The sequence below is a fragment of the Campylobacter concisus genome (assembly GCF_002913045.1).
GTDB classification, from domain to species: domain Bacteria; phylum Campylobacterota; class Campylobacteria; order Campylobacterales; family Campylobacteraceae; genus Campylobacter_A; species Campylobacter_A concisus_AP.
On the sequence record NZ_PPAF01000035.1, the window covers coordinates 131,321 to 144,409 of the forward strand.

The 13,089-nt window shown below is 37.0% G+C and carries 11 protein-coding genes and 2 pseudogenes; 9 read left to right on the plus strand and 4 right to left on the minus strand.

All coding sequences use genetic code 11. From position 1 onward, the window contains the following. Positions 1 to 51: 51 nt before the first annotated feature. Positions 52 to 153: pseudogene (locus tag CYP43_RS09870) on the plus strand (SEC-C metal-binding domain-containing protein); the annotation flags it as partial. 52 nt (positions 154 to 205) lie between these two features. Then, entirely contained in the window at positions 206 to 1,405 is a 1,200-nt protein-coding gene (locus tag CYP43_RS04620) for an ABC transporter permease (RefSeq protein ID WP_103582661.1), read from the plus strand. Between the two features lie 102 nt (positions 1,406 to 1,507). Here CYP43_RS04620 and CYP43_RS04625 read toward each other — a convergent pair whose 3' ends face one another. Genes CYP43_RS04625 through CYP43_RS04635 form a run of 3 tightly spaced genes read right to left on the minus strand, consistent with a single transcriptional unit; the run spans position 1,508 to position 4,412 of the window. Then, on the minus strand, positions 1,508 to 3,133 hold the full coding sequence (locus CYP43_RS04625) for a cation:proton antiporter (RefSeq protein ID WP_103582662.1): 1,626 nt from the start codon (positions 3,131 to 3,133) through the stop codon (positions 1,508 to 1,510). 3 nt (positions 3,134 to 3,136) lie between these two features. Further along, positions 3,137 to 3,511: a heat shock protein transcriptional repressor HspR gene (locus CYP43_RS04630; RefSeq protein ID WP_072594938.1), complete on the minus strand. Its 375-nt coding sequence runs from the start codon at positions 3,509 to 3,511 to the stop codon at positions 3,137 to 3,139. Between the two features lie 4 nt (positions 3,512 to 3,515). Continuing rightward, complete coding sequence (locus CYP43_RS04635; protein WP_087578683.1) at positions 3,516 to 4,412, minus strand: DnaJ C-terminal domain-containing protein; 897 nt, start codon at positions 4,410 to 4,412, stop codon at positions 3,516 to 3,518. Positions 4,413 to 4,567: 155 nt separating this feature from the next. Here CYP43_RS04635 and CYP43_RS04640 point away from each other — a divergent pair, with 155 nt between their 5' ends. The 5 genes and pseudogenes from CYP43_RS04640 to CYP43_RS04660 all read left to right on the plus strand — a co-directional run bounded on the left by CYP43_RS04640 (position 4,568) and on the right by CYP43_RS04660 (position 9,916). After that, positions 4,568 to 5,971: a Do family serine endopeptidase gene (locus CYP43_RS04640; protein ID WP_103582663.1), complete on the plus strand. Its 1,404-nt coding sequence runs from the start codon at positions 4,568 to 4,570 to the stop codon at positions 5,969 to 5,971. Positions 5,972 to 6,069: 98 nt separating this feature from the next. Next, positions 6,070 to 6,747 carry a response regulator transcription factor gene (locus tag CYP43_RS04645; RefSeq protein WP_103582664.1) on the plus strand — a complete coding sequence of 226 codons (678 nt, stop codon included), beginning with the start codon at positions 6,070 to 6,072 and terminating at the stop codon, positions 6,745 to 6,747. After that, on the plus strand, positions 6,747 to 7,988 hold the full coding sequence (locus CYP43_RS04650) for an ArsS family sensor histidine kinase (RefSeq protein ID WP_103582665.1): 1,242 nt from the start codon (positions 6,747 to 6,749) through the stop codon (positions 7,986 to 7,988). Before CYP43_RS04645 ends, CYP43_RS04650 begins: the two co-directional genes overlap by 1 nt. A 31-nt stretch (positions 7,989 to 8,019) precedes the next feature. Beyond that, entirely contained in the window at positions 8,020 to 8,457 is a 438-nt protein-coding gene (locus CYP43_RS04655; RefSeq protein WP_103582666.1) for a pyridoxal-5'-phosphate-dependent protein, read from the plus strand. 20 nt (positions 8,458 to 8,477) lie between these two features. Next, positions 8,478 to 9,916: pseudogene (locus CYP43_RS04660) on the plus strand (potassium/proton antiporter). An 819-nt stretch (positions 9,917 to 10,735) separates the two neighbouring features. Here CYP43_RS04660 and CYP43_RS04675 read toward each other — a convergent pair. After that, positions 10,736 to 12,007, minus strand: coding sequence for an O-acetylhomoserine aminocarboxypropyltransferase/cysteine synthase family protein (locus CYP43_RS04675; RefSeq protein ID WP_103582668.1), 1,272 nt, complete (start codon positions 12,005 to 12,007; stop codon positions 10,736 to 10,738). A gap of 106 nt (positions 12,008 to 12,113) precedes the next feature. Here CYP43_RS04675 and CYP43_RS04680 point away from each other — a divergent pair, with 106 nt between their 5' ends. Beyond that, entirely contained in the window at positions 12,114 to 12,446 is a 333-nt protein-coding gene (locus tag CYP43_RS04680; protein ID WP_085657480.1) for a hypothetical protein, read from the plus strand. Further along, complete coding sequence (locus tag CYP43_RS04685; protein WP_103582669.1) at positions 12,443 to 13,066, plus strand: HAD family hydrolase; 624 nt, start codon at positions 12,443 to 12,445, stop codon at positions 13,064 to 13,066. Before CYP43_RS04680 ends, CYP43_RS04685 begins: the two co-directional genes overlap by 4 nt. The last annotated feature ends 23 nt before the right edge of the window (positions 13,067 to 13,089 follow it).

Genomic DNA, 13,089 nt, shown 5'->3' on the forward strand with positions numbered 1-13,089 from the left:
AATGAAAATTTAAGCTACAACAACCAAGGCGAGGATGATAAATTTACACCTGAAAAAAAGATACCAAGAAACGCTCCATGCCCTTGTGGAAGCGGTAAAAAATATAAAGATTGCCACGGAAAAAGTGGCCCTAAAAAAGGCATATTTGCTTAAAATTTCTACTTTTAAGGCGCCAAAAGCGCCTTAATCTTTTAAAGGCTATTTGATGACAAGCTTACCAAAGTACCTACTTTTTAAATATTTAAGATTTGATAAAACTCAGCCATTTATCACCCTAAGTGCCTTGCTTGCCTTTCTTGGTGTTAGCATTGGACTTATGGTTTTGATCGTTGCAATGGCGATTATGAATGGATTTGACAAAGAATTTGAGCGCAAACTTTTTACGATGAACTATCCAATAACCGTTCAAAGTGCCTTTAAAGGCTCTATTGATGATGACTTTGTTGATGAGCTAAAGGCTAAATTTGGTGATCTTAAATTTAGTCCATATATCAGCACGCAGGTCATTTACCGCTCGGCAAATGCACTTGAGGGCGGACTGGTTTATGGCGTAAATTTTAAAGATGAAAAACAGATAAACTCAGTCGTAAATGAAGCTTTAAAAGATAAAGAGCTAGATGGTTTTGAGATACTTGTGGGAAGTGGCATAATGAGCGAGTTTAGACTAAGAAACGATGAGAAATTAACGCTTATCTTTACAAAGGCCGATCCAGCTGGCTTTTCGCTAACGCCAAAGATGAAGCGATTTGATATCGGTGGCTCATTTACATCTGGGCTAATCGCATACGATAAGGCGTTTTCATACACTTCAGTTGAGGCTTTGAGGAAAATTTTGGACTATCCAAAAGGCATTTATGATGGAATTCATATCTTTTCAAGTAAGCCATTTGATGATATAAAAAGAGTGCGTGAGGGACTTCCGGCTGGCACGGTTGCCATTGGCTGGTGGGAACAAAATGGCAACTTTTTCTCAGCGCTCGCACTTGAAAAAAGAGCACTTTTTATCGTTTTGATGCTAATTATCCTTGTGGCGTCACTAAATATCATAAGCTCGCTGCTAATGACAGTGATGAACCGCAGGCAGGAGATCGCCTTGCTTTTAGCGCTTGGAGCTAGCAAAAGTGAGATAAAAAGAAGCTTTTTCTATCAAGGGCTAGTAATCGGCGGTGGCGGCATTATATTTGGCTTGATACTTGGCTTTTTAGGGCTATTTTTACTTGGAAATTTCAACATTATAGACTTACCAGCTGACGTTTATGGCTCAAGCAAACTACCACTCGAGCTTTCAACCATCGATCTTGTGCTTATTGTGGTTGGAGCTGTATTTATCGTGGCTATCTCGTCTTATTATCCAGCTAAAAAAGCCACAGAAGTAAATGTACTTCAAACTTTAAGAAATGAGTAGAGCCTAGAGATTTAGGCTTGCTCATTGCTTGTAAAAGTTATTTTTAAAAGATTATTTTAAAACTAGCATAAACTCGTAAAATTCTAGGATAAATTTATACTTTTACGCTCTTATATCATGATCGATTTTGCATTGAAGAGCCTCGTGTACGAGTGTTTTTGCCATGACGCGCTCTTCATTTATTAGGTGAAAATTTTTACCCAGCTCACCAAAGATATCTTTATTGCCCTCGCCATTTATTTTTATTATAGTTTGGGTATTTACGCCGTAGTCTTTTATTTTTTGCGCGATGAGCTCAACTCTTTGCTCATTATTAACAGTTATAATAACAGCGGCTGCATCGCTTAGGCAGGCATTTTCAAGTGTATGACTTTGAAGAACGTTACCTAAAAATACATTTTCCCCGCGACTCCTACCAAGCTCAACTAGGCTAATATCATTATCAAGCACAAGATATAAAAGTTTTGTCTCTTTTAGTCTTAAAACGACCTCTTGACCAAGCCTCTCATAGCCAAAAACCACGATATGATTTTTTATTTTTTGCGGCTTTAGAGTTTCATTTGGTTCAACAACGATTTCACGTTCTATGAGGTCAGCTATCGCGTCTAGTTTTTTAAGTATAAAAGGCGTAGCAAACATCGATACAACTGAGGCTGCGATAAAAATTTGAGCAGTTTGTATATCAAGTAAATTTCTAGTAGTCATTAGTCCAAAAACAGCTAGTGCAAATTCGCCTATTTGACAAACACTAAGTGCAGTTTTTGCAGCAACTCTTCGCTTTAAGTAGATGTTTAAGATAGCAAAAACAACAACCGCTTTTATCACCATGACACTAAATACTAGGCCAAGGACAAGCCAGATGTTTGAGATGACGACAGCAAAATTTATCTGCATGCCAACGGTTATAAAAAATAGCCCTAAGAGCAAATCTCTAAAAGGTATGAGATCAACTTCGATTTGGTGTTTATATTGCGTCTCAGCCATCATCATACCGGCCAAAAATGCACCCAAAGAGTATGAGAAGCCAAAAAAGTGAGCCAAAGTGCTAGAGCCAACGACCATAAATAAAATCGTAGCTATAAAAACCTCTTGCGAATTTGTTTGAATGACTTTATAAAATATCCAGTTGATGACATATTTGCCAAGTAAAAATAGCACAACAATAAGAATAATCGCACTTGTAAATGTCTTTAGCAAAAGCTCATTTATTGAAGCATCTTGCGAGCTAAACATATCTATCATAAGCAAAATAGGAATGACTGCAATATCTTGAAATAGTAAAATTCCAAGTGCTTTTCTGCCGTAAATTTTACTCACATCGCCACTATCGTTTAGTGTCTTTAGCACGATCGCAGTTGATGATAGTGCAAGCGCAAGACCTGCAATAAGTGCTGTTTCGTCTTTTAAGTGAAGGGTATAATAAAGCATCACACCCATTATAAAGCCACTTAAACAAACCTGTAAGCCGCCATTTAAAAAGACCTCTTTTTTCATACCCATTAAGTGTTTAAAACTAAACTCAAGCCCAATGGTAAACATCAAAAATGCGATACCAAATTCCGCGATATGGGAAATTTCATCATTGCTTTTTAGGTTGAAAAATTCTGATATAAGCGTACCTGTTACGATGTAGCCGATGATGGTTGGTATCTGAAATTTTTTAAAAATGACGTTTAATGCGACTGAGATCGCTGCAACAAGCAAGAAACCTTCTAAAATTTGTTCCATAAATTATTTTTTACCTTCATAAAAGACTAGATCAAAGCTATTTTTTCTCTTTACGAGCGATCTTTTTGTGCTAGTTTGGCTGGTAGCTTCGTGCAATTTTTTATTTAGCTCATCAATAGTTGATTCTAAATCGTCAATTTTTTCTTTCAACTGAAGTATCACATCAACGCCGGCTAAATTTACACCTAGTTCGCGTGTTAAATTTAGTATAGTTTTTACGCGATCAACGTCTTTTTGTGAGTAGAGCCTCATCTTGCCATCTGTTCTTGATGGCTCGATAAGTCCCTCTCTTTCGTATTGTCTTAAAGTTTGTGGATGTATGCTTAAAACCTTTGCAACAACGCTTATTAAAAAAAGTGGTTCTTCATAATTTTGCATTTTTTTACTCCGGTAATTTCTCTTTTAACTCTTTTACTAAGCCTTCATCAAGCTCACTGATATTTGGAAGTTTTACCCTGGCTTTTAAGTAAAGATCGCCATAAATTCCGCTCTTTCTATTTTGCACGCCATATCCTTTTAAACGGATCTTTGTGCCTGTTTTTGAGTTCTCAGCGATCTTGATCGTGACATCTTTTTTGTAAGTATGCACATTAACTTTTCCGCCAAAAAGCATAGTTTTTAGTGGAATTTCTATATCTTTATAAAGATCGTCTCCGACTCTTTCATATTCGTCGCTTGGCTCAACACTAATAGCAAGTATGAGGTCGCCTTTCTGACCACCAGCGCTTTTACCTTTGCCTTTTACACGAAGCTTCTCGCCGCCTTCTATGCCACTTGGAATTTTTATCTTAATGCTTTCGCCATTAAAATTTATCTTATGTTCGCCACCAGTTACAGCTACGTCAAAGGGTATAGAAATTTTTGCGTTTACGTCTAAATCAGCTCCGCCAAAGCCAAATCCACCACTACTAAATCCGTCAAATCCACCAAAATTACTACCAAATCCGCTGCTAAATTTAGCTCCACCGCCGCCAAAACCACCTGAGAAGATATTCTTTAAAATTTCATTTAGGTCGCCCATATCGGCTGAACTACTAGCAAAGTCGTGGAAATTTTGACCGCCAAACATAGTATCGCCGTACTGGTCATATTGAGCTCGTTTTTTATCGTCGCTTAAAATTTCATAAGCAGCATTTATCTCTTTAAATTTATCTTCTGCTCCAGGGTCTTTGTTTATATCTGGGTGATATTTTCTGGCAAGTTTTCTATAAGCTTTTTTTATCTCGTCGCTTGAGGCACCCTTTGAAACTCCTAAAGTCTCATATAAGCTTTCACTCATATATTCTCCTTATATTTTTTTGATACGGATTATATCACAAAGCTTTAGTCTATGCAAGTCAAGTTTATTTTTGTTTAATAACAAGAAAAAGTGTTAAGATTTTATTTTTTCACTATATTTATAATTTGCAAAAATTTTTAGTTTAAAGGAAAAAAATGAAAAAGATTGTGCTAATTTCATTAGTAGCAGCTTCTTTTTTAGTGGGGGCTGATATTAAATTTAATGAAGCTAACTCTAATACCACGAGAGTCTCGCCACTTAGCGATAAAAATAGCGTACTTTCTTATTATGACTCGATCGCTCAGGCAAAGCTTTCAGTTGTAAATATCTCAACTACAAAAACGGTAAATAACGCTGGCATTGAGCAGATGTTTAACGACCCTTTCTTCAATGAATTTTTTGGATTTAATTTTGCAAAACCAAAAGAAAAAGAAAAAACTACTTCACTTGGTTCTGGCGTTATCATCTCAAATGATGGCTACATCGTTACAAACAACCACGTTATAGAAGATAGCGATCAAATAGTCGTAACTCTTGCAAATGGCGGCAAAGAATTTAAAGCCAAACTAATAGGAAGTGATCCAAAAACCGATCTAGCCGTCGTAAAGATAGAAGCAAACGGACTAAATGCGGTCACTTTTGCAGACTCATCAAAGCTGCTTGATGCAGACGTTGTATTTGCAATAGGTAATCCATTTGGCGTTGGTGAAAGTATCACTCAAGGTATCATTTCAGGTCTAAATAAAGATAATATCGGCCTTAATCAATATGAAAATTTTATCCAAACAGACGCCTCGATAAATCCTGGTAACTCAGGTGGCGCTTTGGTTGATAGTAGGGGATATTTAGTCGGAATAAACTCAGCCATACTTTCAAAAAGCGGAGGCAATAACGGCATTGGTTTTGCGATCCCATCAAATATGGTAAAAGATATCGCTAAAAAGCTGATAACTGACGGCAAGATCGAGCGTGGCTTTATAGGCGTTACGATTGCAAATTTAACTGATGAGCAAAAAGAGCTTTATACAAATAAAGAGGGTGCTTTAATAAGTGGCGTAGAGCAAGGCATGCCAGCAGATGAGTCTGGGCTAAAAAGAGGCGATTTGGTCATATCAGCTAATGATAAAGCTATCAAAAATGCAAATGATCTTAAAAATTTCATCGGCTCACTAACTCCAAATAGCAGCGTTGATATAACTTACGAGCGATCAAATAAAATAATGAATGCAAAAATTAAGCTTGCAAACGCTGATCACAATTCAAAAGACATAGCAAAAAGCATTATAATCGAAGGACTTAGCGTTAGTAATCTAAGCGATGAGATAAGATATAAATACAAAATCAGCCCAGATACTCAAGGCGTGCTAGTAACTGATGTGAAATCTGGCTCAAAAGCTGAAGACTTTGGCTTTGAAAGAGGTGATGTGATCGTGCAAGTTGGCGAAGAGAGTATAAAAGATCTTCAAACATTTGCAAATACTGTCAAAAATACAAAAGGCAAAAAGACACTAGTGTGGATAAATCGCGGCGGTATCATACAAGGCCTTGTTATAAAATAATCATCCAAGAGCTGAAATTTCAGCTCTTAACCCTTTTAAATTTTTAAAATCTTAATCTGCTATAATCCTTAAAAATTAAATTTACAACAGGAAAGATCATGACTAGAATTTTAATGATAGAAGATGATATGGAGCTTGCTGAAATTTTAACCGAATATCTAGAAAACTACGATATTGAAGTAGTAACTGCTGAAGAGCCATATATCGGACTATCTACGCTAAATACAAGTAGATTTGACCTAGTTATACTAGATCTTACATTGCCTGGTATGGATGGATTAGAAGTTTGTAAAGAGATCAGGAAAAATCACAATATTCCTATTATCATATCAAGTGCAAGGCATGATATAACGGATAAGGTAAATGCTCTTGATAACGGAGCGGATGATTACTTGCCAAAGCCATATGACCCACAAGAGCTTTTGGCTCGTATCAAAAGTCATCTAAGAAGGCAGAGTATCACCCCAGCAAATGAGGCGAGAAATTTAAATAAAGACTTGGTTTTAAAAGAATTTGAACATGAAATTTTATTTAAAGGCAGCGTCTTAAATTTAACTGCCGCAGAATACGACATCTTAAAATATCTACTTTTAAAAGAGGGCGGAGCGGTTACTAGAGAGGAGCTTATCTATAACTGCGAGAGCATAAATGAAGATAGCTCAAACAAAAGTATTGATGTCATCATCGGCAGGATTCGCCAAAAATTAAATGAAAATCCAAAAGAGCCAAAATACATCCACGCGATCCGCGGTATTGGCTATAAATTGGTTCTTTGATGCCAAGATCGTCTATTTTTATAACCATAACTTTTATCTTTGCCCTTGCGCTTGTTTCGATATTTCTAGCTTTTTTGTGGCTAATGGGCTTTGATAAGCAAAACTATACAAGAGAGCTAAACAACAAATACTCAAACGTCGCTAGGACAAATTTGTTTTATATGGGTGGCATCATAAATAAAACTCAGTACGACCGCCAGCTTTCAAATATCGATATGCCAGAGATCAAAGACGAGAAGAAAAAAGATGAAATTTTAAAACAAGCAACAGTTTTAGAAGAAATTTCAAGCGATCTAGGTTCAAGTGCGATCTTGCTTTATGACAAGCATCATTACTTAAGGATTGAGCATTTAGATGAGCTGAAACTTTTAATGGATAAGGAATTTCAGCCTTACAGATACGAGGTGATAAAGGCTGTTTTTTTGGTGGTTGCGGTCATTTTGCTAGGTGCTTACATTTTTGTTATCTATAAAATAAAGCCGCTTAGAAAGCTAAAGCGTCAGATCGTAAAATTTGCAAATGGTGAGCTTGATGGCGTGCAAAATGTTGGCAACGGCAAGGATGAAATTTCTGAAGTTTCTGAAGCATTTTATGAGGCAGTTTGTCAGATAAAGGCACTTAATGACTCAAGGCATCTTTTCTTAAGAAACATTATGCATGAGTTAAAAACCCCTATCACAAAAGGGCTAATCGCCGCTCAAATGATAGAAAAAAGTAAAAATCAAGAAAGGCTAATCTCTGTCTTTCACAAGCTTGAAAATTTAATAAACGAACTTGCAGCGATCGAGCAGATTACTTCAAAAATAGGACTTAGCAATAAAACGCCATGTTTTATGAGAGATCTCATCGATGAGGCTATCGATATAGCGATGGTCGAAAAAGAGTGTGTTGGCGTCAGTGAGCTTGATGAGGTTAGGGTGCTTGTTGATTTCAAGCTATTTTCAGTCGCTATAAAAAACATGATAGATAATGGTATAAAATATTCAACTGATAAGCACGTAAATATCGTTGTTAGCAAGGATCATATGAAATTTATAACCCAAGGTGAGAAGCTAAAAAATGATCTAGATTTTTATATCCAACCATTTATTAAAGGAGAGGATGCGCAAAAGAGTTTTGGCCTAGGTTTATATATAGTTAGCAATATACTTGATGCGCATGGGCTCAAATTTAGATATGAATACAAAAACGGAATGAATGTCTTTGTTTTTGAAAATTTACAAGATATAATAGTGACTTAAATAAAACATAATAAACAAAAGAGGGCTAAAAATGGCAGCAAAAATTTTCTCACCAGTTGATATCTTATCAATAATAGATCTTGAGATAGCTTTTATAAATCGTTATAAAAATGTAAAAGATTATGCAAAAAATTTATCTTTGATATATTTTTCTTTGCCAAGTACCAAAGAGTATAGTGAACTCTTTGAAAAATTTTTGAGACAAACAGATGTTGTTATAAGAGAAAATGAGCATTATATAGTTGTGCTCCATGGGACAAATGAAAAAGGTGCTATTGAGCTATTGTCTGGCATTCAAGAGTTTTTAAATGCTAAGCCAATTGACCTAGTCGTTGCTTACCCAAGAGATGGCAAAGATGCCAAAGAGCTCACTACTAAGCTTCAAGATGAGATAAAAGATAACTACGGTGTACTGCTTGAAATGCTTTCAAATCAAGAAAAATTTGAGGCTTTTGAAAGCATGATTTAATATAAAATTATGGAGTTGGATTGGAGAATTTACTACTATTTTTTGCGGTTTTGCTTATAGCCAGTATTCTTCTTAGCAAGATCTCTGATAAATTCGGAATTCCATAATAATATTTTTAGGTGTTGGTATGTTGGCAGGCTCAGACGGCTTGCTGGGTGTAAATTTTGACGACCAAGTAATCGCTCAAAATGTTGGCATGCTAGCACTCATATTTATACTTTATGCTGGTGGGCTAGATACTGATTTTGCAGCGATAAAGCCGATTTTTGGTAGAGGTTTGGCTCTTGCTACGCTTGGTGTTTTTTTAACCGCACTAGCTATCGCTCCAGTAGTAAAATATCTGCTTGATTTTACTTGGGCAGAGGCATTTTTGCTAGGTTCTATCATCTCTTCGACAGATGCAGCAGCAGTATTTGCCATACTAAGAGCTAAGAAAATTTCACTTAAAAATAGAATTGCACCGCTTCTTGAGCTAGAGTCTGGCTCAAACGATCCAATGGCGATATTTTTAACTATGACCATCATTCAAATGATCTCGCTAAATAGCACACCGACAGCATCTGAGTGGGCTATTACGCTAGTTAAGCAGTTTGGTATAGGTATCGCTATGGGCTATTTGTTTGGCGTAACTTTGCCAGCTATCTTTAATAGACTTCGCCTAAAAAGCTGGGGTCTTTATCCAGTTTTTTCTATCGCTTGGATATTGCTTTTATACACACTTTGCTTTAAGGTTGGCGGCAACGGTTACCTGGCTGTTTATATTGCTGGAATTTTTATAAACAAAAAAGAGTTTTCTCATAAGAAAAATTTAGTCGGTTTTCACGATGGTATCGCTTGGACGATGCAAATAGTTGCCTTTTTAACACTTGGTCTTTTGGTAAATCCTTCACAGCTTCCAGCAACGGCACTAATGGCACTTGTTTTGGCCTTATGGCTTATGTTTTTTGCAAGACCGCTTGGTGTTTTTGCGTCGCTTGCATTTTCAAAATTTAAGATAAATGAGCAAATTTTTATCTCTTGGGTTGGATTAAGAGGTGTTGTGCCAGTGGTGCTAGCTACCTATGTTTATGTAGATGGCATACGTGATGCGGATATGATTTTTAACATTATATTTTTTATGGTTTTGATTTCTATTTTGATACAGGGCATGTCGCTTGGCTTTGCGGCTGATAAATTTAAGGTCAAAGAGAGTGAGCAAGAAGATACTAAACTGATAGAAAACTCACCGATCTTAAGCTACACACTTCGCCAGCATACCATCCACTATGGCTCAAAACTAATTGGCAAAGATTTGGCTCAGCTTGAGCTTCCAAGCGAATTTTTAATAATCCTAATAAAACGCAAAAATGAGTATCAAAAGCCAACTGGCTCAACAATCTTTGAAGAAAATGACCTGTTACTGATACAATGCGAAAATCAAGTGCTTTATCAAGATACTATTAAGTATTTAACTTATTAAAATTTTTGATAAAAATTGCCACATTTTATTTCTCTTTGTAAATTTTAAAACTTTACTCACTCGCCTTAGCAGACTACTAAATTTAGGCTACACTTCGTTTAGCACTAAATTTAGAGCCGTGATAAAATTTTAAAATTTGCCAGAGTTTTTAATAGCATGCGGCGCGTTAGCACCTTTGCGTGCTACCTCTGACGTGCGAGTGATTTTAGTGGATTTAAAAGAGAGATAAGGAGACGACTTCTCGTATCTGCCGCGTAGTTGCGAGCCTGCGAAGTAAAATTCAAGCCCCCTTGTCTCCATTTTGATGAAACAAAACTTTAAATCTCTAAAAAATATTTTTGCAAATTTTAAAATTCCATTCACTCGCAAGAATTGACTACTAAATTTTGGTTTTGCAAAGCTTGCCACTAAAATCAGAGTCGAAATTACTCGTTCATGAAATTTTAAAATTTGCCTGAGCTTCATATATGTAAAATTACCTACTAAAAATTTGGCTTCACTTACCATTTAGCTCAAATTTTAGAGCCGAAAATAAATCCGTTCAGTCTCATTTTATTTTGCTTTTTTAAAATCACTAAAACACTAGCAAAATGGGAGGTAAAATGCTTGATAGTATCATCCTTGCGGTCTTGGTATATTTTGCAACATTCTTATTTATGTTTTTTCTGCTTGCCTTTTTGCCTTTTGGTATATAAGCATGCCGCTACTTGTCATCTACATCGTTATAAAATTTATAAGACAAGTAAAAGAGTGCGAGAGGATACATGGCAAGCTTGAGTAAAATTTAAATTTCTAGCCCAAAATGAGCTAGAAATTTCTTTATTCTAAAGCTTGAGCTAGGTCAGCGATCAGATCCTCGGCATTTTCAAGGCCTATGCTAACTCTTATTAGCTCTTTTGTGATGCCAGCTTTTATAAGCTCTTCACTGCTTAGCTGTTGGTGCGTAGTTGAAGCTGGGTGTGTGATGAGCGACTTTGTATCGCCAATATTTACCACGATCTTAAAGAGTTTTACGCGCTCTAGCATCTTTTTTGCACGCTCAAAGCTATCAGTTTCAAAGCAAAATAGTCCATTTGCCATGCCATCTTTAAAGTATTTTTGCGCCTTTGCGTGATCTACGTTGTCGGCAAGTCCAGGATAAGCCACACTTTTTATATGCTTGTGAGAGTTTAGAAATTTAGCCACTTTTAGCGCGTTTTGCGAGTGTCTTTCAACTCTAACAGCAAGCGTTTCAAGCCCTTGTATAAGCTGCCAAGAGTTAAACGGAGAGATCACAGCACCGATATCGCGCACGATAGCAAGCCTCATTCTTAGCGTGTAAATGTCAAAACTATCTGTCATATCAGCATAAACGATGTCGTGATAGCTCGCGTCTGGCACGTTAAAATGCTCATATCTCTTGTTTCCTTTTAGCTTCTCATTTAGGTGATTTGCGCTAACAACGACACCTGCTAGGCTAAGGCCCTGACCGCTCATATATTTGCTCGCACTATGTACGCAAACATCGACACCGTGGCGAAGTGGCTGAAAGATGATAGGCGTTGGCACGGTGTTATCAGTGATGCTGATGATGCCATATTTATTTGAAATTTCTACGATTTTTTCGATATTTGGGATAGAAATTTGTGGATTTGAAAGCGTTTCAAAAAATATAGCCCTCGTTTTATCATCTATCAAAGCCTCCAAATCATCAGCCGTGTCGCTGTCAAAGACTCTGGCCTCTATGCCAAATCTTTTGAGCGTGTGCGTAAAAAGCACCGTCGTGCCGCCATAAATTTTTTTGGCAATGATAATGTTATCGCCTGCTTTGGCTAAATTTATGATGCTGTAAAACAAAGCTGACTGACCGCTTGCAGTCGCTATTGCGGCGGCTCCACCCTCAAGTGCGGCGACCCTTTTTTCAAAGATGTCTGTCGTTGGATTGCCAAGTCTTGTGTAGATGTGGCCGCTATCCTTTAGATCGAACCTAGCAGCCGCGGTCTCGGCGCTTCCAAAGTCGTAAGCTGTGCTTTGAAAAATAGGCACAGCCATCGTGCCAAAGCCTTCATGTGTGTCGTAGCCTACGTGGATCGCAGCAGTTTCTTGCCTCATTTTTGCTCCTTTTATGGTAATTTTGGCGTAAATTATACATTAGCAAAGCCAAAATTTAGGGGATAAAATCAATTTTTGATATAATTTGCCAAAAAAAAGGAAAAATTTGAACCAAGTTACGGACAAATTTAAACGTGTAAAGTATCTTCGTGCGCTAGAAAAATTTGCAAAATCAGCGATAAATGGTCTAAAAAGAGATGATTTTGACGAGAGTGAATTTCGCCAAAGAGTGGAGAAAAACGCGAAAGTCATCGAAAAAGTAGAGGCCGTCTATCTTGATCAGCCATACTCAAAGGCGCTAGAAAATTTTATAAATTTGCTTATCAAAAACGCCCCAAAAGAGGAGCTTTTAAAGGCGGCAAACCTGCTTGATAAGCTCAAAAATCAAAAGACATATAAAAAAGAAAAACATAAAAATAAATTTAAGGATGAGGATTGAAAGCAGTTATTTTTGATATGGATGGCACTGTAATCGATAGCGGCGAGGCGATATATAAAACGGTAAATGAAGTAAGAGATGAGCTAAGCTTAGCGCCACTTGAAAAAGAATTTATCATAAAAGCGATCAACGAGCCAGGTAGAAATTTAGCCCTTGAGTTTTACGGGATCGACACGCCAAGCAGGAGCTTAAAAGAGGGCTTTGAAGAGAAATTTAAGAAATTTTACGATGAGTGTGCGACTACCTATGAGGGCGTAAAAGAGCTTTTGCAAAAGTGCAAAGAGGCTCACTACAAGGTCGTTTTGGCAAGCAATGCACCGCACGATACGCTAGAGAAAATTTTAAAGAAAAATGAAATTTACGAGCTATTTGACGAGGTCATAGGCGCTAGCAAGGAGATACCACAAAAGCCTGATCCTGCGATGCTTCACCTAGCTGTTAGTAAAACTAAAGCTAGTAAGGCGATCTTTGTTGGAGATAGCCTAAAAGACGAGCTAGCAGCCAAAAATGCAAATATGCCTTTCTTGCAAGTTAGCTGGGGATTTGGCGAGGAGAGCAAAACTGCCACGTATAATGCCAAAAACGTTAGCGAGGCTTGGGAGATAATATTAAATTTTTAACTTAGTTTTAATTGGCTATAATC